20 protein-coding genes, 3 tRNA genes, 1 other RNA gene and 1 pseudogene are annotated in these 21,137 nt (G+C 40.4%); 17 read left to right on the top strand and 8 right to left on the bottom strand.

All coding sequences use genetic code 11. The annotated features are described in order from the left end of the window. Positions 1-292: 292 nt before the first annotated feature. The 7 genes from AU255_RS16710 (at position 293) to AU255_RS16680 (ending at position 5,040) form a co-directional block, all read left to right on the top strand. Positions 293-1,567, top strand: coding sequence for an NAD(P)/FAD-dependent oxidoreductase (locus tag AU255_RS16710; RefSeq protein WP_080524030.1), 1,275 nt, complete (start codon positions 293-295; stop codon positions 1,565-1,567). Positions 1,568-1,575: 8 nt separating this feature from the next. Then, entirely contained in the window at positions 1,576-1,776 is a 201-nt protein-coding gene (locus AU255_RS16705; RefSeq protein ID WP_080524029.1) for a YgaP family membrane protein, read from the top strand. A gap of 223 nt (positions 1,777-1,999) precedes the next feature. Then, positions 2,000-2,096: signal recognition particle sRNA small type (gene ffs / locus AU255_RS16700), an RNA gene on the top strand. 34 nt (positions 2,097-2,130) lie between these two features. Continuing rightward, entirely contained in the window at positions 2,131-3,744 is a 1,614-nt protein-coding gene (gene dnaX / locus AU255_RS16695) for a DNA polymerase III subunit gamma/tau (protein WP_080524028.1), read from the top strand. A 22-nt stretch (positions 3,745-3,766) separates the two neighbouring features. Continuing rightward, entirely contained in the window at positions 3,767-4,090 is a 324-nt protein-coding gene (locus AU255_RS16690) for a YbaB/EbfC family nucleoid-associated protein (protein ID WP_080524027.1), read from the top strand. Between the two features lie 2 nt (positions 4,091-4,092). Next, complete coding sequence (recR, locus tag AU255_RS16685) at positions 4,093-4,692, top strand: recombination mediator RecR (protein ID WP_080524026.1); 600 nt, start codon at positions 4,093-4,095, stop codon at positions 4,690-4,692. A gap of 9 nt (positions 4,693-4,701) precedes the next feature. Beyond that, on the top strand, positions 4,702-5,040 hold the full coding sequence (locus tag AU255_RS16680; protein ID WP_080524025.1) for a histidine triad nucleotide-binding protein: 339 nt from the start codon (positions 4,702-4,704) through the stop codon (positions 5,038-5,040). Positions 5,041-5,134: 94 nt separating this feature from the next. Here AU255_RS16680 and rsgA read toward each other — a convergent pair whose 3' ends face one another. Continuing rightward, a complete protein-coding gene (gene rsgA / locus AU255_RS16675) occupies positions 5,135-6,016 on the bottom strand; it encodes a ribosome small subunit-dependent GTPase A (RefSeq protein WP_080524024.1) in 882 nt (293 codons plus the stop codon). Positions 6,017-6,295: 279 nt separating this feature from the next. Further along, complete coding sequence (locus AU255_RS16670) at positions 6,296-7,537, bottom strand: M48 family metallopeptidase (RefSeq protein ID WP_080524023.1); 1,242 nt, start codon at positions 7,535-7,537, stop codon at positions 6,296-6,298. Between the two features lie 222 nt (positions 7,538-7,759). Here AU255_RS16670 and orn point away from each other — a divergent pair, with 222 nt between their 5' ends. From orn to serS, 4 genes and pseudogenes are all read left to right on the top strand, one after another. Further along, positions 7,760-8,305: an oligoribonuclease gene (gene orn, locus AU255_RS16665; RefSeq protein WP_080524022.1), complete on the top strand. Its 546-nt coding sequence runs from the start codon at positions 7,760-7,762 to the stop codon at positions 8,303-8,305. A 12-nt stretch (positions 8,306-8,317) separates the two neighbouring features. Next, on the top strand, positions 8,318-9,025 hold the full coding sequence (gene crcB / locus AU255_RS16660) for a fluoride efflux transporter CrcB (protein ID WP_080524021.1): 708 nt from the start codon (positions 8,318-8,320) through the stop codon (positions 9,023-9,025). Then, entirely contained in the window at positions 9,022-9,324 is a 303-nt protein-coding gene (locus AU255_RS16655) for a DUF190 domain-containing protein (protein ID WP_080524020.1), read from the top strand. Before crcB ends, AU255_RS16655 begins: the two co-directional genes overlap by 4 nt. A gap of 48 nt (positions 9,325-9,372) precedes the next feature. Next, positions 9,373-10,652 (top strand): annotated as a pseudogene (gene serS, locus AU255_RS16650) (serine--tRNA ligase). Positions 10,653-11,145: 493 nt separating this feature from the next. On the opposite strand, the gene AU255_RS16645 reads toward serS, so the two are convergent. Continuing rightward, positions 11,146-12,321, bottom strand: a complete 1,176-nt coding sequence (locus AU255_RS16645) for an OmpA family protein (RefSeq protein ID WP_080524019.1) — start codon at positions 12,319-12,321, stop codon at positions 11,146-11,148. Between the two features lie 116 nt (positions 12,322-12,437). On the opposite strand from AU255_RS16645, the gene AU255_RS16640 reads away from it, so the two are divergent. The 5 genes from AU255_RS16640 (at position 12,438) to AU255_RS16620 (ending at position 14,699) form a co-directional block, all read left to right on the top strand. Beyond that, positions 12,438-12,896 carry a tetratricopeptide repeat protein gene (locus AU255_RS16640; RefSeq protein ID WP_233144715.1) on the top strand — a complete coding sequence of 153 codons (459 nt, stop codon included), beginning with the start codon at positions 12,438-12,440 and terminating at the stop codon, positions 12,894-12,896. A gap of 4 nt (positions 12,897-12,900) precedes the next feature. Then, a complete protein-coding gene (gene gltX, locus AU255_RS16635; protein ID WP_080524018.1) occupies positions 12,901-14,310 on the top strand; it encodes a glutamate--tRNA ligase in 1,410 nt (469 codons plus the stop codon). Positions 14,311-14,351: 41 nt separating this feature from the next. Next, positions 14,352-14,427 (top strand) — tRNA-Ala (locus tag AU255_RS16630). A gap of 24 nt (positions 14,428-14,451) precedes the next feature. Beyond that, positions 14,452-14,527: transfer RNA gene (locus tag AU255_RS16625), tRNA-Glu, on the top strand. 96 nt (positions 14,528-14,623) lie between these two features. Continuing rightward, positions 14,624-14,699, top strand: a tRNA-Glu gene (locus tag AU255_RS16620). 124 nt (positions 14,700-14,823) lie between these two features. Here AU255_RS16620 and AU255_RS16615 read toward each other — a convergent pair. From AU255_RS16615 to AU255_RS16595, 5 genes are read right to left on the bottom strand one after another with little or no spacing between them, the layout of a single operon-like run. Further along, positions 14,824-15,123, bottom strand: coding sequence for a DUF2288 domain-containing protein (locus AU255_RS16615; protein ID WP_080524017.1), 300 nt, complete (start codon positions 15,121-15,123; stop codon positions 14,824-14,826). 33 nt (positions 15,124-15,156) lie between these two features. Continuing rightward, entirely contained in the window at positions 15,157-15,972 is an 816-nt protein-coding gene (gene mutM, locus AU255_RS16610; protein WP_080524016.1) for a bifunctional DNA-formamidopyrimidine glycosylase/DNA-(apurinic or apyrimidinic site) lyase, read from the bottom strand. Positions 15,973-15,989: 17 nt separating this feature from the next. Further along, entirely contained in the window at positions 15,990-16,505 is a 516-nt protein-coding gene (locus AU255_RS16605) for an adenine phosphoribosyltransferase (RefSeq protein ID WP_080524015.1), read from the bottom strand. Then, complete coding sequence (locus AU255_RS16600; protein ID WP_080524014.1) at positions 16,505-17,881, bottom strand: FAD-dependent monooxygenase; 1,377 nt, start codon at positions 17,879-17,881, stop codon at positions 16,505-16,507. The genes AU255_RS16605 and AU255_RS16600 overlap by 1 nt, the downstream gene beginning before the upstream one ends. Positions 17,882-17,936: 55 nt before the next feature. Continuing rightward, positions 17,937-20,171: a terpene cyclase/mutase family protein gene (locus AU255_RS16595; protein WP_080524013.1), complete on the bottom strand. Its 2,235-nt coding sequence runs from the start codon at positions 20,169-20,171 to the stop codon at positions 17,937-17,939. 316 nt (positions 20,172-20,487) lie between these two features. Between AU255_RS16595 and AU255_RS16590 the strand changes: the two genes are divergently transcribed. After that, complete coding sequence (locus AU255_RS16590; protein WP_158083159.1) at positions 20,488-21,045, top strand: tetratricopeptide repeat protein; 558 nt, start codon at positions 20,488-20,490, stop codon at positions 21,043-21,045. The last annotated feature ends 92 nt before the right edge of the window (positions 21,046-21,137 follow it).

The following is a 21,137-nucleotide window of genomic DNA, read 5'->3' as shown; positions in this document are numbered from 1 at the left end:
ATAGTCCTGATTTACAATATATAAGGCATTGTTATTAATTAAAAAATGTCTAAACTTTTGTGTACTGTTATTATTCAGACTTTTCGGCACAAGTAAAAATAAAGCGGTAAATAGGTTGCTTGGTATTTTAGGGAATGCTAATATAATAGCAAGTGATATTTATCATGGCAATCATTTGATGAGTGTGTCACGGAGTTTTAATTCTGAATCACAGTTTGAGTCTATAGCCAAAGCAAAATAAAACCAATATATTTGTTATGGCTGTTTTTTACAATCATACGAGGAGAATATAATGGCTAGAATAGTTATCCTGGGTGCTGGAATTGGCGGTGTGCCAATGGCATTTGAAATGAAAGAAAATATCAGTAATGATCATCAGGTGACGGTGATTTCTGATTCACCCACCTTTCATTTTGTCCCATCTAACCCCTGGGTTCCGCCAAAATGGCGTACACCTGAAGAACTTAAAATTGAACTCGCGCCTGTTTTTAAGAAAAAAGGTGTCGAGTTTATTCAGAAAGCTGCAACTCTGGTAGATCCTGAAAATAATAAAATTGAATTAAACGATGGCTCTGCTGTTGAATACGATTATCTGATTATTGCCACCGGACCACGCCTCGCTTTTGATGAAGTGCCTGGTCTGGGTCCTGATGGGTTTACTTCTTCAGTCTGTCATGTGGATCATGCAGCGATAGCCGCGCAAGACTGGGAGAAGTTCATGGAAAACCCTGGGCCAATTGTTGTTGGAGCCGTTCAGGGGGCATCTTGTTTTGGTCCTGCTTATGAATACCTCATGATTCTGGAAGCAGAATTGCGTAAACGTAAAATCCGTGATCAGGTGCCGATGACATTTGTCACTTCAGAGCCTTATATCGGTCATTTAGGTTTGGGGGGTGTCGGAGATACTAAAGGAATGCTGGAAAGTGCTTTACGGGATAAAACCATTAACTGGATAACCAATGCTAAAGTCGATAAAATCGAAGACGGCATGATGTTTGTGACTGAAGTGGATGAAAATGCGCAGGACAAGAAAAAATATGAATTGCCTTTCAAACATTCAATGATGTTGCCTGCATTTACAGGTATTGACGCGGTACGCCACACTAAAGCAGAAGGCTTGATTAACCCACGCGGTTTTATTATTGTTGATGAGCATCAACGTAACCCAACCTTTAAGAATATTTATTCTGTGGGTGTTTGTATTGCATTACCACCAGTAGAAAAAACACCATTACCTGTTGGTGCGCCTAAAACTGGTTATATGATTGAGTCGATGGTAACCGCAACAGCGCATAATATTAGAGATGAGCTGGCGGGTAAAGAGCCGACTGATATACCGAGTTTAAATGCCTTATGTCTTGCTGATATGGGAGATACCGGTATTGCATTTTTAGCTGTACCGCAAATTCCACCGCGTAACACCACCTGGTCACAAGAAGGTAGATGGGTGCATTTAGCAAAAATAGGTTTTGAAAAATACTTTATGCGTAAAATTCGTAAAGGAATTAGTGAGCCGTATTACGAAAAGATGATTTTAAAATTTATGGGTGTTGTGCGTTTAAAATAGGTAAAAAAATGACTATAGATCGTATTGTTTTTGCTGTTGCTGGTGCGTTTATTTTAATTAGTCTGGTGTTGTCACAATATCATTCAATTAACTGGCTCTGGTTTACAGCTTTTGTCGGTGCTAATTTATTTCAATCTGCTTTTACAGGCTTTTGCCCTATGGCAATTATTTTGAAAAAACTTGGCGTTAAACCAGGGTGTGCATTTTAATATTTAGTTTTACTCAAGTCATAGTTAATATAAAAAGGGTTTTTACTTAGTGTAAAAGCCCTTTTTTTGTTCTGTTGTATACGGGGAGGGAGTGCACTATTTCGCTAAGCGGTTGTAAACATACAAGTATATAATAAATTACGATTTACGCTTGAACTGCGGTTATAAATAACGCATAATACTCGCTCTTCAACGCTAGTGGTTGTCGACATTATGGTTACCATGTCGGTCCTCTCGCAACGATATTCTGTCAACCCCGCCAGGCCCGGAAGGGAGCAACGGTAGCAGAAGATTCGTGTGCCGAGATGTGGCTGGCATGGTATCCGCCCAATCTCTACATTCTACCACTCTGTCATGAATCATCAGGTTCTCGCCAGAAAATGGCGTCCGCATAATTTCACTGAAATTGTTGGTCAAGAGCATGTTAGCCAGTCGCTAATTAATGCACTGCAACATAACCGCTTGCACCATGCCTATTTATTTACTGGCACTCGAGGTGTAGGTAAAACAACCATCGCCAGAATCCTGGCAAAAGCAATCAACTGCGAAAATCTTCAAGATTATAATCCCTGTGGGCAATGTGCTGTTTGTCAGGCGCTGGATGAAGGGCGCTTTCTTGATTTGATCGAAGTGGATGCAGCCTCACGTACCAAAGTCGAAGATACCCGTGATCTATTAGATAATGCACAATATGCACCTAATAGCGGTAAATACAAGGTTTACCTGATCGATGAAGTGCATATGTTATCAGGTCATAGTTTTAATGCATTACTTAAAACGCTGGAAGAACCCCCTGAACATGTTAAATTTCTATTAGCGACCACTGATCCACAAAAAATACCTGTTACGGTTTTATCACGCTGCCTGCAATATAATTTAAAGCGTCTGACCCCAAGTCAGATAAGTGAGCAAATGGCCTATATTTTAGGCGAAGAAAACATCAAATTTGAGCAACAGGCATTACGCCTTATTGCACGTGCCGCTGACGGCAGTATGCGTGATGGTCTGAGCTTATTAGACCAGGCAATTGTTTTTGGTAATGATGTGGTCAGTATCGAGACGGTGAGTCAGATGCTGGGTACAATTGCTCAGCAACCGGTAGAAGATTTGTTACGTTGTTTAGCACAAAAGGATGCGCAAAAGGTATTGTACACAATTCAGGAAATGGCTGAATTATCGCCGGACTTTGCCGATATAATCCAGCAAATACTGCATGTCTTACACCGCCTGGCATTAATACAGCTTGTACCTTCTGTCGCAGAAACTGAAGAAGATGCTGAGATGCTGCGCGAACTAAGTTTGCTATTTTCTGCTGAAGAAGTGCAATTGTATTATCAAATTGCATTAATGGGCCAAAAAGATTTGAGCTTAGCGCCTGAGCCAAGAGCAGGGTTTGAAATGATTTTGCTCAGAATGTTGGCTTTTAGTCCGCAAAAAAATGATGTTGTTCAGCAGGGTAGAGTGTCTAATAGAGTACCAATTCAAAATTCACAACCTGTTATAGAAAAGCCCCCGGTCATTAAAGTTGCCAAACAAACAAAACCTGAGCCCGATATAAAAACTGTTGCGATTACTCCAATGGTACCATCAGGCGGAGATTTAGCATGGCATGATATGATAGATGCCATGAATTTAACTGGCTTACCACGTGAATTAGCGAATAATTGTATTTTAGAGTCAGTAGATGAGCAGCAATGCCGATTGATTTTAGACCCGAAATTTCAAATTAAAGGCACGCGTTCTGAAGAAAAATTACAGGAAGCGGTACAAAAATATTATGCTAAAGCGCTGAAGCTAGTTATTAAAACGGGGTCTGTCTTCAGTGACACACCGGCAGTAAAAAATCATAAAGATAAACTAAATCGACAGCAAGAAGCGGTCGATGCAATAGATAGCGATAAAAACATACAGGCATTAAAAGCAACTTTTGATGCTCGAGTCATTCCTGGTTCAATCGAGCCAGTGTAAAAACTAACGGGGAGAAATAATTATGAAGGGTGCGCTTGGTAATATCATGCAGCAGGCTCAAAAAATGCAGGAAGACATGCAAAAAGCACAGGCTGAACTTGAGGCATTAGAGGTCACAGGTGAAGCGGGCGGTGGCTTGGTCAGTATTCTGATGACTGGAAAAAGAGAAGTGCGCAAGGTGTCTATTGATGATACTTTAGTGGGTGATGATAAGGAAATGCTGGAAGATTTGGTAGCCGCTGCTATTAATGATGCGGTACATAAAGTGGCTAAGCTTAAAAAGGAAAAAATGGGTGATGTCACTGCCGGTATTCCTCTGCCTCCCGGGTTTAAAATGCCATTTTAAACATGCCAAAACAAGAATTGCTCGCAGAAGTTATTGATGCCTTATGTTGTATGCCTGGTGTGGGGCCAAAGTCTGCACAACGCATAGCCTTACATTTATTTCAACGCGACAGAGGCGGTGCTGAAAATCTGGCTAAAGCATTGCAAATGGCGGTTGATAGGCTAGGTTTGTGCAAAAAATGTCGCACCCTGTGCGAGCATGAATTATGCGATCTCTGCGCAAGTTCAAAGCGCGATCCGCAGGTAATATGTGTGGTGGAAAGTCCTGCCGATGTCTGGCTGATTAATCAGGCAACAAACTATACAGGTGTTTTCTTTGTTTTAAATGGACGTTTATCGCCATTAGATGGCATAGGACCAGATGAAATAGGCCTCGATAAATTAGAGCAGCAATTAGAAAGTAGTCAAATAACGGAACTTATTCTCGCGACAAACTCCACCGTTGAAGGTGAGGCGACAGCACATTACATTGCGCAATTAGCGTTACCTTATAAGGTTAAGGTAAGTCGCATTGCTCATGGTGTGCCGGTTGGTGGTGAGTTAGAATTTATTGATAGCACTACTCTGGCCCATGCGTTCAGTGGGCGACGCAATATTGAATAGGAGAGAATCATGAGTGATTGTTTATTTTGTAAAATGGTGGCAAAAGAAATTCAACCGGATATTGTCTATGAGGATGAGCAGATACTCGCTTTCAGAGATATACACCCGAAAGCGCCAACGCATATTTTAGTGATTCCCAAACAACATGTCGCAACCTTAAATGATTTACATGATAAGCAGCTGGCAGGACATTTATTACAAAGCGTAGCGCAGATTGCTGATGCGGAGGGTATTGCGGAAACTGGCTATAGGACGGTTATTAATTGTAATAGTGCCGGTGGGCAGGAGGTATATCACTTACACCTGCATTTATTAGGTGGCAGGCAAATGAGCTGGCCAGCGGGTTAATATCTGTAAAGTGGACTTTAGTTCGCGAGCATCTCCTCGTTGCAAGCGTATTCAATACTAACCGGGCAGGCACTAAATAGAGAAAGGAACTATCTTAATCAGTGGGCATTTTCTCGCGCAATTTTACAAATCGCTGATAGCGAGACTGTGAGATGAAACCATCTTTCACCGCTTTTTGTATAGCACAGCCTTTGTCTTTTAAGTGCCTGCAATCGTTGAATTGGCATTTGTCTATATAAGGCTGAAATTCTCGATAGCCATGAGCCAGTTGATTTTCTGAGAGTCCAGCCAGGCCAAAAATAGCAACTCCCGGGCTGTCTATTAAATCTCCGCCTGCGGGCAAGTGATAAAGCGTAGCTGCCGTTGTCGTGTGTCTGCCGTGCTTGGTTATTGCAGAGACAGTATTGGTTTTTAGTTCTTTATCTGGAATCAGGGCATTGGTTAAAGACGATTTACCAACGCCTGATTGTCCGGTAAAAATACTGATTTTATGACTTAACGCCTGTTTAAGTTCGTCAATCCCACTATTTTTCTTTGCACTCACTCGAAACAGGGTATAGCCAAGACTTTGATAGGTTTCAAGCTCCTGCTCAATATTACAAGCAGTTGCTAAATCCGATTTATTGTAGATTAAAAGTGCATTGATGTTGCGATTTTCACAAATAGCAAGGTATTGATCTATTAGTAAAAAATCACAAAATGGTTCGGTGGCAAAGACCACAAAAATCTGATCAATATTAGCGGCTACCGGACGTGTTTTTGCGCCTTTACTGGGTCGCTCCAGCAATGAATGGCGTGGTAGAAGTTCTTCAATACATCCCTGGTCTTGTGCAACAATCCTTATTTTGACTTTATCACCGGCAGCAACTGTTGCTATTTTACGTCTGGTCTGGCAAAGGATAATATGACCATCAACTTCAACAGCAATACCTTTACCGAGGTGGGAGATAACGAGTCCATCATGCAGGTCAGTCATAAATTATATAAGAATTTTTGGTTTTTTCCACTGCGCATAGATGCAGCTGGGTGTGAGATACTAAGAAATATGCATGAAATAATTATTTCCTCTTAAAGGAGTCGCGTCAGCATGCCTGCATACTGCAGGTGTCCAGTGAGTGCTCAAAAAAACGGGTTGCCAAAGCTATTTGATGCATATCCCTAAGTAAACAAGTATAAAAGATTTAGCCATTTAATTATTTAGCACTGAACACTCAAGTCTTTTTTCGTGAAAACTCAGTATGCCCAGTGCTTAATTTTATAGTTTAGGTTCCAGGTGCGCTATACGTATAGCAGCAGGGGGGTGACTATAATGGAAGGCAGAAAATAAAGGATCAGGGGTTAAGGTGCTGGCATTTTCTTTATAAAGTTTTACCAGTCCGCTGATTAATTTACTGGCCTGCGCATGTTCAGCAGCAAAATCGTCAGCTTCGAATTCAAACTTACGTTGAAAATAAGCACTGATAGGCGTCATAAAAGTCGTGAATACAGGTGAAACTAACATAAACAGCAATAAGGCAGCTGCATTAGAAGGTACATCAACGCCCAATCCAGTAAAGAACCAGCTTTCGGTGATCAGCCAGCCTAAAATGCCCAGGCTTATCAGGCTCATGATAGAGCTGGCGACTAACATTTTAATGACATGTTTGCGTTTAAAATGACCTAGTTCATGTGCTAATACAGCTTCCATTTCATCATCATCAAGAGATTCAGCTAAAGTATCAAAGAATACGATACGTTTATTGCTACCCATGCCTGTGAAGTAAGCATTGCCGTGGCCAGAGCGCTTTGATCCATCCATAATAAAAATACCATTACTACTAAAACCACAGCGGTCTAATAGTTGATTAATACGGTCTTTTAAAGCCCCATCTTCCAGAGGTGTGAATTTATTGAATAAAGGCGCTATAAGTGTAGGGTACAGCCAGCTTAAAAGTAATGAAAAACTGATTAAAATCGCCCAGGTCCAGATCCACCATGTGTTTCCTAGTGCTTGCATAACCCAGAGAATAAGTGCCAGCAAAGGTAGCCCAATAATAGCAACCAGTACAAATTGCATAAGCTGATCTTTAACAAACTGGCTAACAGTACTTTTGTTAAAACCATACTTTTCTTCAATAACAAAAGTTAGATAAAGAGTCGTTGGCAGCTCAAATAAGGACATGATTAAGAAAATCGAGCCTAATGAGGCGATGCCTGCCATGATAGGCGAAAGCTGGAAGTCAGCCCAGAATTCAAATACCAGATTTATGCCTCCGCCTAGCGTTAATAACAAGAGAAAGATAATACCTACAACACTGTCTATATCACCAAGCTTGCCTTTTTCAACAGTGTAATCTGCTGCTTTTTGATGTGCTTCCAGAGTAATTGACTCAGTAAAAGCAGCAGGAACTTGTGTGCGATGTTTAAGTACATAGGTTGATTGACGTCTGGATAGCCAGAATTGCACTGAGTAAGACAAGACCAGTGCGATTAAGAAGATATAAGTAAAAGTATTCATTGCTAGTATGCTTGTATAAATTAGGTGGTTTAATTAAGAATGCTCTTCAGCTTGCTGAAAAAATCTATTTTATATTTTAAATTAATAAGGATAATTTTGTTAAAATTCCTGATCTCTGGCGTAATGTGGGCCGGGAGTGAGTCCCACTATCCTGTACTATGGCTATACAGATTAGCCAATGCTACAATTTAGCACATATTTCTATTTTTTATGGATAAATAAATGGCACAGCAACAAGAAAACCTGATCTGGCTCGATCTGGAAATGACGGGTCTGGATCCGGATAATGATTTGATTATTGAGATAGCTACGGTAGTCACAGATAAATATTTAAACGTTTTGGCAACAGGACCTGTTCTAGCAGTGCACCAGAGTGATAAGGCACTTGCCGCAATGGATGACTGGAATCAGGAGCATCATGGTAAATCCGGATTGATCGAGCGAGTAAAAGCCTCATGCGTGAGTGAAGCCGAAGCGATGCAGCAGACACTAGAATTTATACAGCAATGGGTCGGTGCGGGTGAATCACCGATGTGTGGTAATAGTATTGGTCAGGACAGACGGTTTTTGTATCGCTATATGACTGAACTGGAGCGGTACTTTCATTATCGCAATATAGATGTTTCTACTATTAAAGAATTAGCGCGGCGTTGGGCGCCTGCTATTTTTGATGGTGTGCAGAAAAAAGAAACTCACCAGGCACTAGACGATGTGCTTGAGTCGATTGACGAATTAAAGTATTACCGTGAACATTTTATTAAAATTTAAAACCATTTCAATATGAACTCACTTATTGCAGTTGCTTTGGGTGGTGCAGGTGGTGCTGTCCTTCGTTTCCTGGTCTCTTCCGGTGTATATCAGTGGATGGGGAGGGGATTTCCTTATGGCACTCTGGCTGTGAATATTATTGGCTCATTTTTTATCGGTCTTCTGACTGAAGCCTTGATTTTACAGCGTATTGCAGTGAGTCTCGAATATCGGGCTGCGATTTTAGTTGGTTTTTTAGGTGCATTTACCACGTTTTCAACTTTTTCACTGGAAACAATTTATTTGCTTGAGCAAGGTAATATAACCAAGGCTCTGTTAAATATAATGGTCAGCGTTTGTGCCTGCCTATTTGCTGTCTGGATTGGACTGCTACTCGCTAGAACGCTGCTTATGTATTCAGGTGGCGTTGCACGGGGAGTAGGATGGGCACTGCCTTATGCATTAATGGTGGTGAATGCGATAGGTGTTTTTATGGTTGGCCTGATTGCGACCGCGTTGATGCAGAAAGTAGATATCATCGAAGAATATAAAGTTGCTTTGGCGGTAATTTTAGTCGGTATATTTATTACTTTGTCAGGTTTGTATTTAATTCTATATCTGATTGAAAGTGGTTTCTCTATAAAAACCCATTTAAATTTGATGCTAGGTGTATTTTTAATTAATACCTTGGTTTGTTTATTATCTTTATGGGTAAGTTTATTAGTAGGTAAGCAATTATGAGTCAAAGACCGGTCACTATCGCTCGTGTTTATACTCTGGAAGGTCATGATCATTTAAATCATACACTAGAAATATTACACCAAGAGAAAATTGTTGGTGTCAGCGTGATTCGTGGCATTGCAGGTATTGGTTCGACAGGAGAATTACATACCTCGACAATACTTAGTTTGTCGTTAGAATTGCCCATTATAATAGAATTCCATGATCAGCCAGAAAAGGTAGAAAAAGCCATTACAGTGCTTAAAGCCAAGTTAGACCTTAAACATATTATTAGCTGGTCTGCTATGGCTCATATTTAAAGTACTATAAACAATCTCAACTACATTACTTAAAGGTATATTGTTAACATGTTAGACCCTCATTTATTTAGATCAGATCTTGAATTTGTACAAACACAATTAAAACGACGTGCAATAGATTTTGATGCGGATTTTTATTCTGATTTAGAAAATAGACGAAAAGCGATACAGGTAAAAACCCAGGAATTACAAAATGAGCGTAATTTAAGTTCCAAATCAATAGGCAAGGCAAAAGCAAAAGGTGAAGATGTTCAACCACTTTTAGATCAAGTACAAGGTCTAGGTGATCAACTGAAAGCAGCAGAAACAGAGCTTTCTGGTATCCAGTTGCAAATGCAGAATCTGATGGAAAGTTTACCTAATATACTGGATGCATCTGTCCCGGCAGGTAATGATGAAGACGATAATGTAGAGATTAGCCGGTGGGGAATTGTGCCTGAATTTGACTTTGAGGTTAAAGATCACGTTGACCTGGGGCTTTACATAAAGGAATGGATTTTGAGGTAGGTGCAAAAATTACCAGCGCTCGTTTTGTTGCATTAAAGGGCAATATTGCCCGCTTACAAAGAGCGATTATTCAATTTATGCTTGATACGCATTCGGATGAGCATGGTTATTCTGAAACCTATGTGCCCTATATTGTTAATGCCGATAGTCTATATGGTACAGGGCAGTTGCCAAAATTTGCCGATGATTTGTTTAAAGTCAGTGAAAACCCTGATTTATATTTAATCCCGACAGCAGAAGTGCCTGTTACCAATATTGTGCGTAATGAAATTGTTGATAATGCTGACATGCCAGTCAGAATGGTCTGTCATACGCCATGTTTCCGCAGTGAGGCAGGTGCGTATGGCAAAGATGTACGTGGCTTGATTCGTCAGCATCAATTTGAAAAAGTTGAATTAGTACAGATTGTAAAAGCGAGTGAATCAGAAAAGGCGCATGAAGAATTGACTAGTCATGCTGAAAATATCCTAAAAAAATTAAATTTAGCTTATCGTAAGGTTTTATTATGTTCAGGTGATACCGGCTTTTCATCGGCTAAAACCTATGATTTGGAAGTCTGGTTGCCTGGGCAGGAGACTTATAGAGAAATTTCATCATGTAGTAATTTTAAGGATTTCCAGGCGCGTCGTCTAAAAGCGCGCTGGCGTAACCCTGAAGCTGCTAAGCCTGAATTAGTTCACACGATCAATGGTTCGGGTTTGGCTGCTGGGCGTACACTAGTGGCTATTATGGAAAATTATCAAACAGCAGAAGGAAATATTATTATTCCTGAAGTACTACAGCCCTATATGGGCGGTGTTAAGGTTATAAGTGTGAATTAGTAGTTAACGATGGTAGAAAGAAAACCGGTGTAATAAGGTAGTAGCCTGATCGTTACAAGTGTTTCATATCTGATCGGCGATGATGATAGCCTCGATCCTGAGAAAAATGAAAATGCGAGTGATGCTTTTGTTACTAAAGATTTGCAGGCAGTAGATCTGGATAGTGATTTGAAAAAGGAAGTTAAAGAAGTAAGGCTGAGTTTTGGATAGATCGGGCTTAATAGTTATCTAATGTTCGAGCCACAGATACACATGAATTTTTATGAGGTAGTTTGTGTCAGGAGAGGATAGCTTCTAATATTGAATTAGAGGCTCACTTTGAAATGCCTGAATATGGCAGCTGATGGCCTTGGAGTGCATTTTAAAATAGGTTTTTAAAGTTTGTTTTTGTGTTGTGGACTTAGTTTAATTGCTAAACCCACAACACAACATTCAGAACGCGTCCCCCCCCCCATCAATACTTTAAGCAAGTGGTGTTGGGGGGGATTTTGTTTTATCGAGCAGTAATCTTGAAATCTACGCGACGGTTTTCTGCGCGGCCAGCTTCAGTATTATTTGATGCGATAGGGTTTGATTTACCAAAACCTTTAATAGTTAAACGTCTAGCAGCTATACCCTTTGCTATTAAGTGACTTTTAACTGCTTGAGCTCTGCGTACTGAAAGACCCATATTATAGGCTTGAGTACCTATACTATCCGTATGGCCATCAAGCCGTACAGTCATGCTTGGGTTTCTTTTTAAAACGACAACTGCATTGTCAAGTATATGTTCAGAAGCAGAAGTAATTTTTGATGAGTCAAATCCGAAATTTATATTATTATAAGACCAACAGCCTTGCGAATTAACTTTTACTCCGGCTGGTGTGTCTGGACATTTGTCATTTGGATCGCAAACGCCATCGCCATCAATATCGCTACAACCAGCCGCTACTTTTGTATATAACATGTCTTCTACAAATCTAGCCATAGATGTACTAGAAGATATGTCAGCTACATTGACGCTCTTGCCACAGTTAGACATATTGGATAAATTTTGTAGTACAACCTGTCCAGATGTGTTGTCGCTGTTACCTACCCAAACTGTGTAGATACATAGGCGCTCGCCAAGTTTACTTTTTAGTGCTTGAGCTTCTGCTATCGTATCAGAAGGGGCTTGTTGTCCGTCACTGAGAATTAATAGGGCAATGTTACCTTGCGCTTTGTCAAGTTCAATCGCTGAATCAGCTATGCCTTTATCCAGTGGAGTACCCCCGCTGGCACACTCTACTTGATCTAAACCGGCTTGAAATTTTTTGTCTGAATGTCTGGTGATGTCCTGGTCAAGTTTGGTAAAACCCCAATCTAGACAATGGCCAGAGCCAAAGCTTTCTAGTCCGGTAGTAAGTGGAATATTTGCTGGGATGGTTTTATTAAATCGGTACAGTGTTTGTTTTTCAACATCCAGTTTTGATGCGCCTGAGTCATTGCCATCATAAGTGGTATTAGTTGATGAGGACGCATCTAATACAACAAAAATGGTATCCGTTTTTTGTTTAAACTGCGTTGTTGAAGTGCTTTGAGCAACAGGCGCAGCAGTAAAATTTGGATACGATGTTGGTGTATTGGCACAGCCCGATAACAGGACAAGGCCTGAAATTGAAACTGCGGGAATGATTATCTTCTTTAGCATGTTTTCTCTCCGGAAAAAGTAGGTGTAATGGGTGTAAATAATATTTTAACACTTTCAATGTATAAGTTAAGCATGAAATAATAGATATGCAAGAAATTTTACTAAAAGAGGCGTAAATGAAAGTAATACAAACAATGATTTTGAGCTATTTTATGATGTTTAGTATGAATAGTTTCGCGAATACATTTGCAGAAATTCAACAACAAGCGGAGCTGGGCAATGCTTTAGCGCAAGCCCAGATGGGTGCTATATATCAACTAGGTCGAAATGGGGTGACGAAAGATCCGCAGAAATCGGCAAATTGGATGTTAAAAGCAGCAAATCAAGGCCTGGTGGAAGCTGAAGTGTTTATGGCTGCACTTTATGACCGTGGTTTGGGAGTAAAGCGAGACGTTAACACGGCAACTCAGTGGTATGAAAAGGCTGCAGCTCAACAGCATGGTACGGCGTTAGCTATTCTAGGCAGAAATAATGTAGCCAAAGGCGGTATCGCATTTAATTATAAATCCATGCGTATAAGAGCTTCAAAACAAATTCCGGTAGAATATTCAAAACGATTTTTAAAACAGAAATAAACCCATGACAATAAAAACACGATTTGCCCCCAGTCCAACAGGTTATCTACATTTAGGTGGAGCGCGCACAGCTCTCTTTTCCTGGTTACATGCAAAACAAAATAATGGCACCTTTGTTCTGCGTATCGAAGATACCGATTTAGAGCGTTCCACACAGGAGTCAGTTGATGCCATTCTTGAGGGAATGCAATGGCTAGGACTCGATTATGATGAGGGGCCTTACTACCAGACTAAGCGGTTTGATCGTTATGGGGAAATTATCCAGCAGTTACTGGATCAGGGGGACGCTTACTACTGTTATTGTTCAAGGGAAGAGTTAGATGGGCTGCGTGAACAGCAAATGGTGAATAAAGAAAAACCACGTTATAACGGTAAATGTCGTGAAAATACTGAAGGTCGGGAGGGGATGAATCGGGTTATTCGCTTTCGTAATCCTGACGAAGGTGACGTTGTTTTTGATGATTTGGTTAAAGGTAAAATTACTGTTGCCAATAAAGAATTAGATGACTTGATTATTGCACGAACTGATGGAAGCCCAACTTATAATTTAACAGTTGTTGTCGACGACATGGATATGGGGATTACCCATGTGATTCGAGGTGACGACCATGTTAATAATACACCTAGGCAAATTAATATTTTAAAGGCTCTAAGTGCTGATTTACCTTATTATGCACATCTTCCTATGATTTTAGGTGATGATGGCGCCAGGTTATCAAAACGTCACGGTGCAGTCGGTGTTATGCAATATCGAGATGATGGTTTTTTACCTGAAGCCTTATTGAACTATTTAGTCAGACTAGGCTGGTCATATGGTGATCAGGAGATATTTACTCGCGAACAAATGATCAAATTATTTGATATAAGCAAGGTTAATGTTTCAGCTTCAGCTTTTAATACTGAAAAACTGATATGGCTTAATCATCAATATATCATGAACTCAGAACCTGAATTAATTGCCAGGCACCTTGAATGGCATATGCAGCAACGTGGCATTGATGTTCCTTCACAAGGTCCAGCCTTGATTGATATTGTTAAAGCACAGCGTGAACGATGCAAAACATTGGTCGAAATGGCCAATGCCAGCATATATTTTTATCAGGATTTTAGCGAATACGATGAGAAGGCTGCCAAGAAAAATTTCAAGCAAGGAACGGACAAGATTCTGCAGGATTTACTTGATGCTTTTATGGCAGTGACAGAATGGCAGGGCGACATTTTGCATGATATTGTTTTGCAGATTGCTGAAAAATTAGAATTAAAGTTGGGCAAAATTGCACAGCCTTTACGTGTTGCAGTTTGTGGTACAGGTATGTCACCCTCTATTGATGTTACTTTAAGTTTATTAGGTAGAGATAAAACCTTGAGGCGTTTGGAAAATGCAATTAATTACATCAAAGAAAATAAAAGCTAGACAGAAAATTATTATGATGTATAATTATTGGACTCAACTAAGGGGCCATAGCTCAATTGGGAGAGCGCAACACTGGCAGTGTTGAGGTCGGCGGTTCGATCCCGCCTGGCTCCACCATAACTTGGTATGAAAAAGTTCTTAGTCCCCATCGTCTAGAGGCCTAGGACACCGCCCTTTCACGGCGGTAACGGGGGTTCGAACCCCCCTGGGGACGCCAATACAAAACTCACAGGAATTGAGTTTCAGGCTTGTAAAAGCTATTTTATGTAATTCGGGAAGAGTGCGCGTTATATGTGCTTTCAATAAAGTCTTAGTCCCCATCGTCTAGAGGCCTAGGACACCGCCCTTTCACGGCGGTAACGGGGGTTCGAACCCCCCTGGGGACGCCAAACAAAAGAAAGGGTCTTCTATTTAATAGATGACCCTTTTCTGTTTCTGGCAGGCCAGTTTCCAGCTTTGTTCTTATGGAATCTACTCTTGCCTTCCAAATTCAGGTCTTTCAATTTATGGACATTAGTCTTCAATTGCCTGAACAAGTACCCAGGGTTTTATCACAACGGCCCACATCATTGCATCATTCTTAATCCATAATGCGGCTTGTTGGTCAGTTACAAGGTGTACTTGCTGATTTTTCATCCAGTTTTCAACCAGTAATTTATTGTCTTTGGAAAAAGCATCGGCTACATCTATCAGATCCAGTTCTGGAGCGATATTAACAGCCAAGCCACTGGCAAAAACGCGCTGTAATTCAATCCAGGCAATTTTTGAGGTTTCCAGGTTTACTTTTTCTTTACTTAAATCTTCTTCAGTCATGATGTTAGGGGAGGGAGGTGTGTTTGCCGTGAATTACGTCTGGCAGTGAGTGCAATACACTGTCGTTCGTTGGGCTTGTTTTATGTCGGTCAGAGTTTGTTGACAGTATTTACATGGCAAGCCGGAACGGCCATAGGCGCTAAGTTCTTGTTTGAAATAACCGGGCTTGCCATCGCTTCCAACAAAATCACGTAGTGTCGTGCCACCTTGCTCGATAGCCAGACTAAGTGTCTTTTTTATCTGGGTAACAAGGGTAATATAGCGCCTTAAGGAAATATTGCCTGCTGCGCGAACAGGGCTTATTCCAGTGTAAAACAGCACTTCTGTACAATAAATATTACCAATACCGGTGACAATGTTTTGGTTCATTAGAAATTGTTTGATACTGACTTTTTTATGTCTTGATTGTTCGTAGAGATAGAGTCCCGTTAATTGATCACTTAATGGTTCGGGTCCCAGTTTTCTTAGCAAGCCATGCTGATAGGGGTCTTTTCCTAGCCATAAGACAGTACCAAAACGTCGTGGATCTGTTAGACGAATACTTGTATTATGCTCGAAGACGATTTCGAAATGGTCATGTTTAGCGGGTGGTTCATTTTCAGTCATAACCCGAAGGCTACCTGACATGCCCAGGTGGATTAACAAAGTGCCTGCGTCAAAGTCGAATAACAGGTATTTTGCTCTGCGGCTAAGGTTTAATAGTGTTTGTTGCTCAATTAACTGTGGCAGTTCTTTGGGAATGGGCCAGCGTAATTTAGGCTGGCGTATAATCACTTTGCGTACTATTTGATTTTTAATATGTGGGCTGATACCACGTAAGGTCGTCTCAACTTCAGGTAATTCAGGCATTAATTATTGTGCTTTGTTTAGTAATGCAGTAATGCATGTATTTCGTAATCTTCCAGCTGTTTTCTACCATTGATAAAATCTAATTCGATAACAAAACCAAGCGCTTCTACTGTAGCACCTAGCTGTTCTATCAATTCGCAGCTGGCTTTAGCAGTGCCACCTGTTGCCAGTAAATCATCTATTAACAGTACTCGATCATTTGCATTTAGGGCGTCAGTATGAATTTCTAAGCTTGCTGAGCCGTATTCCAGATCATAGGAAATGCTTTGCGCATCATATGGCAGTTTTCCGGGTTTTCTTAACGGAATAAACGGGAGATTAAGTTCCCATGCAACCAGAGAGCCGAAAATAAAGCCTCTCGCTTCCATGCCTGCAACCGCTGTAATATCTCTGCCAAGAAATGGCTGTACAAGATAGTGTACTGCCAGCCGTAAGGCGGCAGGATCTTTTGCTAGTGGGGTTATGTCTTTAAATATAATTCCTGGTTTGGGGAAGTCAGGAATATCGCGAATTTTATCTTTTAGTCGTTGCATTAGAGTTGGATATTCTTTTTATAAAATGAGCTAGGGCGTAATTCATTAACAGCAAGTGGTTTAATAATACAAAAAGCATCTTTCATTACACGAAAAACATTCGTAAAATTCATTTTGTTATTCCCTGATAGATTACAGATACACAGAAATGCGACACTAAAAAAGTGCTTGATTAGTAACGTCGGGTTTCTGTTAAGGCCGGCTAATAGAGTGATAGGGCCACCTGAGTTGTCGCCACCTTTACGCAAATACTCAAATACACCCTGTTTAAGCAGGTCATTAGACATGACGCCATATAGTGCATTTGCCATGATATTGACATTGGTATTTGCGTGATAACGATCCTGATAATAAAGCTCCAGTTTTTCGTGTAACAATTTTGGGTCGTTAAAATCAGGCATTGCGAGCAAATGAGTGCTGAGTAAGTAGACGTCATTAAACACTGCGGTTAAACCGCCGCCTGTCAGAGGATGACGCATGTTAAGTGCATCACCTAAGAGCACAGCGCCTTCTTTTAGCACCGGTTTAGCGGGCATGTAGTGGTTAGGCATGACTTTAAAGTCATCATCTTCCATAGCATTGGCAAAGCACTCTTTGAACTCTTCAGGTAAAAATGGAGCAACTTTATTTAAAATATGTTCTCGAATTTCGTCTTTTTTAGGTGCTTTGTCCCCAGGGTAGTCAATCAGCAGTCGAGTTTCAGTGCTAGAAATCGGATAGCAAATAAAGGGTGTAGGTGCAGATAAAAAGACATGGCCATGGTTAGGGAACGGAAGATTGCAGTCGTTTAAAACCAGGCCAATAAAAAACGAAGTAACTGTTTTGACATTATTGCTTAAATCTTTACGGAAATTGGAGAAAAAACCGTCGCTAGTGACTGTAAGTTTTGCCTTGACTGTTTTGTATTCTCTAGTGTGCTTTTCACGGTATGTTACCCCCTTAACCACGCCTTTTTTGTCTTCAATAAGCTCGGATACAGTGCCATGAATCTGGGTGACAGTTTCATTCTTGAATACATCTTCACGGATTTTTTGTAAAAAGCGCCCGTTATGTAACCCAACTCCATGATATTCAGTGGAATCATCGGAGTTATAAGATATAGAGAACTCCTTGTCATTATTAAATAAGGCGTATCCGTAAATCGGCTGCGCATCAAAACCTTCGAGTAAGTGTTCTAATCCCATTTTTTTTAGAGTTTGTACTGCACCAGGCTGTAATAGTTCGCCTACAATACGCCTTTTTTCCGTATACTCTCTATCAATAAGCGCAATTTTGAGGCCTCTAGGGGCGAGATAGGCTGCAATTGTCGCGCCAGCCATGCCGACACCGACTATGCAAATATCAAATAAATCATTATGTTCAGGAGATGTATTCATATGGAATCTCTTTAATGGGCTTTAACTATTTAATTTTAATACGAACAACTAAACTTTAATAGCCTTTATGTTGATAGAAGCGGTTTAAGGCCCATATAGGGAAAATGTTTCGGTATGAGCTATAGGTAATCATGCAGTTATAGTTAAAAACACCCGATATATTTTCCTGTGCCCAATCGCCGTTGTCTAATTGTCTCTGTAATAGTAAGTTAATGCCGCGTTGAATAACTTCTTTTTCCTCTGAGTTTGCGACCTGTAATGCCAGTAATGCCCAGGCTGTATTTATAACTTGTGATGTTTTTGCTTGTGTATAAACCTTATTCGCGCACGACTCATAAGTTTCTCCCCATCCGCCGTCAGGCATTTGTTTGCTGATCAAAAAATCACAGGCCTTATTGATGCGTTCTGATCTTAGATCGGTGTCGATATAGTCTTTGCCCTGCACCAGAGCTTCTAATGCAAACCAGGTAGCATAGGTGAAACATACTGCCCAGCCGCCATACCAGGAGCCATCCTGTTTTTGTTGTTTAACAACAAACTGTAAACCTCTCGTAATTGCCTTGCGTATTTCCTGGCTCTTATAATCCGGATAGCACTCTAGAATTTCAAGTAGTGCAATGATGCAGGCTGAGCTACATTCAGTCCATGAATAATCAATCATAATGTCAGCAAAAACTTCAGATGGATTCAGTTTTTCTAGCCATTTGGGCGCGCGACTTAATTCGTAAGTAGGCCAGCCACCGTCTTTATTTTGAAAAGACAAGATAATATCGACAGCTTGTTTTATGCGTGCATCGCTAATACCTTGTTTAAGTATCCCAGTTTTATGAATAGCCAAGGTGGCACTTAAACCTTCAGCAGTGCAATCAGAGACTGGCCAGGCTTGTTCGGCAGTGGAAAATGGCCAGCTACCTATCATAGGATGACGGAAAAACTCTTTATGTGTCTCGTGCTCCTTTTTAACCTGCATATCATCAATAAATTGATAGCTTTTCTTGATGGTCTCAGGAAATAATTGGCCTAAGTCACTTTCCAGCATCGCGCGTGTTGTAAAAGCAACATCCCATAATTGTGAACCATTATAGCCGCTCATTTTCATGCCATCTTCAGCGATCCATAAATAGTCATACCAACGGGCAACATGTTTTTTAAATTTTTCAGAATCTTTGCCATAAGCATGCCAGACACAGATCGAGTTAATGGCTTTACTAACGGGACCTATATTCAGATATTCTGTCTGTGCATCTTCTGCATTAATATATTTTATAAGGTAGTCACTTGCTTTTGTTCTTAACCACTGAGGCCTGAATTTTTCATAGCCGTTAGTGAAAAGATTCATCCATTTTAAAACAGGCGATTGAATTGTGTAGCAATCCTTGTCACAAACTCTGTTTCTCTGTTTTGCCCAGTCGATTGATTTAAAATCTTCATTGTAGATTTCTTTTCTTAAGGACAGTATTAAATCATTCTCTGGTACTTGTATATGATGAGCCTGGCAATAAGCCATCGGTAAATAGACCATGCGGGTATGACACCAGTATCGTGAAGGATGCACTGGTAACCACTTGGGAAATAACCACATTTCCGGGAATAAACTATTAAAGCCATTCCAGTCATATAAATTTAGCAGGGCCAGATAAAACTTCCCCCATGAAGGAATACCAGTTGCCCCACCATTTGCTTTAATCCATGTGCTGGCATTAATTAACCTTGTATCGTCTTTATCGACACCCAGTAAGCGCAGTGAAACATATTGCATCACCGTTCCAAACATAGTGGGTTGTCCTTCAATATGCATACCCCATCCGCCATCTGTATGCTGATGGTTAAATAGGTATATTTTCATCATTTCCTGATGGGGCTTAGGGAAGGGCGTTGCTGAAATATAAGAGGCTATTAACAAGCCAGGTAGCAAAAATAGAGGGCCACCATAGTCGCCAGGCCAGTGCCCATCCTCGCTTTGCAATTGACTAAAGTAGTGCATTCCTTTAATCAGGCTATCTATTAATTCTTGTTCTTCAGGGGATTCTGCTGGTGGTTTCTGTGCAGAAAAGGTAGCGGCATTGTCACGTATTGCCTGTTGCCTAAAAACTTGATCAGCTGATGACGGGTTATGCTGGCGATCGAACGCGAAGTCTTTGCAAAAATTGTGTGATTCCTGCTCAGAATAGTTATCTGCATTCTTTAAATGATCGTCAATATTTTGCGAATCACTTTTAAATGCCCACACTTGGCGGCCATGTTTAGTTAAAAGTTTCCAGAGGTTCCAGCTTGATTTATTTTGCGACATGTTGGCTTGGTTTAGCGCCCCGATTTTATTAGAGAATATATAGTTACATTATTAGTCGTTGTAATTATACAACAAGCGCAACAAAATGTGATGTAATTAGCACATATAAACAATTTTATGGTTGTGGTATATGTATTAATGTATATATTTATCAGTAGGATATGTGTTTTTTTATGATAACATTTTACCATTATAAACGATTAAACTTGAATTTTTTGGCTCTGACTACTATACTTCAAACATGAAAAAATTAATTTTTGTTGTTTTTTTGCTACTTTTTACACAGGGTGTTTACGCTGACACTATGCAGGATAGTGTGTCAAAAATTGAAGCGAACTGGATTAATACTAGTGAAGCAGAGTCTACACCTGAAAAGCAAAATATGTTTTTGCAACTAGCAGAAGATATTAGCGATGTGGTCGTTGCCTTTCCTAGTCAGGCTGATCCACTTATCTTGAAGTCAGCTATTTTATTGACTATGGCTGAAGATGCCTCCAGTTTTGTAGCACTTGGTTTAGTGAAACAGGCAAAAGAATTATTAGCCAGGGCAATAGATATTGACCCGGAGGCGCGTGAAGGTTCGGCTCTAGTTACGATGGGAATTCTGTACTATAAAGTCCCAGGGTGGCCGGTCGCATTTGGGGATAATGACGCAGCTGAAACCTATCTTTTGAAAGCTTTAAAAGTCAACCCTGATGGAGTTACAAGCAATTACTTTTATGCAGAATTCTTGTTAGAGCAGGGTAAGGGCGATCAGGCCGTAAGTTATCTTAATAAGGCCATAGGCGCAACATTAGATCCTAAAAATACGTCATTTAAAATTAAAGCTAAGCATAAAGCTAAAGCAAAAGCAGCTTTAGCTAATTTATCGTAAAATTTTTGCTAACAGGCTTTTGTGCTATTTTCATTACCACGAAAGTGGTCTGTTTCAGTCACATAACTTCTTGCTACACTAACCTGAAAAGC

This window comes from Methyloprofundus sedimenti, assembly GCF_002072955.1.
Lineage (GTDB): Bacteria > Pseudomonadota > Gammaproteobacteria > Methylococcales > Methylomonadaceae > Methyloprofundus > Methyloprofundus sedimenti.
This window is presented reverse-complemented; position numbering and strand designations above follow the sequence as displayed.

Excerpts from the sequence above, each read along its gene's own strand:
- AU255_RS16710 (WP_080524030.1), top strand. The coding sequence starts at position 293 with ATGGCTAGAATAGTTATCCTGGGTGCTGGAATTGGCGGTGTGCCAATG.
- AU255_RS16705 (WP_080524029.1), top strand. The coding sequence starts at position 1,576 with ATGACTATAGATCGTATTGTTTTTGCTGTTGCTGGTGCGTTTATTTTA.
- dnaX (WP_080524028.1), top strand. The coding sequence starts at position 2,131 with ATGAATCATCAGGTTCTCGCCAGAAAATGGCGTCCGCATAATTTCACT.
- AU255_RS16690 (WP_080524027.1), top strand. The coding sequence starts at position 3,767 with ATGAAGGGTGCGCTTGGTAATATCATGCAGCAGGCTCAAAAAATGCAG.
- recR (WP_080524026.1), top strand. The coding sequence starts at position 4,093 with ATGCCAAAACAAGAATTGCTCGCAGAAGTTATTGATGCCTTATGTTGT.
- AU255_RS16680 (WP_080524025.1), top strand. The coding sequence starts at position 4,702 with ATGAGTGATTGTTTATTTTGTAAAATGGTGGCAAAAGAAATTCAACCG.
- rsgA (WP_080524024.1), bottom strand. The coding sequence starts at position 6,016 with ATGACTGACCTGCATGATGGACTCGTTATCTCCCACCTCGGTAAAGGT.
- AU255_RS16670 (WP_080524023.1), bottom strand. The coding sequence starts at position 7,537 with ATGAATACTTTTACTTATATCTTCTTAATCGCACTGGTCTTGTCTTAC.
- orn (WP_080524022.1), top strand. The coding sequence starts at position 7,760 with ATGGCACAGCAACAAGAAAACCTGATCTGGCTCGATCTGGAAATGACG.
- crcB (WP_080524021.1), top strand. The coding sequence starts at position 8,318 with ATGAACTCACTTATTGCAGTTGCTTTGGGTGGTGCAGGTGGTGCTGTC.
- AU255_RS16655 (WP_080524020.1), top strand. The coding sequence starts at position 9,022 with ATGAGTCAAAGACCGGTCACTATCGCTCGTGTTTATACTCTGGAAGGT.
- AU255_RS16645 (WP_080524019.1), bottom strand. The coding sequence starts at position 12,321 with ATGCTAAAGAAGATAATCATTCCCGCAGTTTCAATTTCAGGCCTTGTC.
- AU255_RS16640 (WP_233144715.1), top strand. The coding sequence starts at position 12,438 with ATGAAAGTAATACAAACAATGATTTTGAGCTATTTTATGATGTTTAGT.
- gltX (WP_080524018.1), top strand. The coding sequence starts at position 12,901 with ATGACAATAAAAACACGATTTGCCCCCAGTCCAACAGGTTATCTACAT.
- AU255_RS16615 (WP_080524017.1), bottom strand. The coding sequence starts at position 15,123 with ATGACTGAAGAAGATTTAAGTAAAGAAAAAGTAAACCTGGAAACCTCA.
- mutM (WP_080524016.1), bottom strand. The coding sequence starts at position 15,972 with ATGCCTGAATTACCTGAAGTTGAGACGACCTTACGTGGTATCAGCCCA.
- AU255_RS16605 (WP_080524015.1), bottom strand. The coding sequence starts at position 16,505 with ATGCAACGACTAAAAGATAAAATTCGCGATATTCCTGACTTCCCCAAA.
- AU255_RS16600 (WP_080524014.1), bottom strand. The coding sequence starts at position 17,881 with ATGAATACATCTCCTGAACATAATGATTTATTTGATATTTGCATAGTC.
- AU255_RS16595 (WP_080524013.1), bottom strand. The coding sequence starts at position 20,171 with ATGTCGCAAAATAAATCAAGCTGGAACCTCTGGAAACTTTTAACTAAA.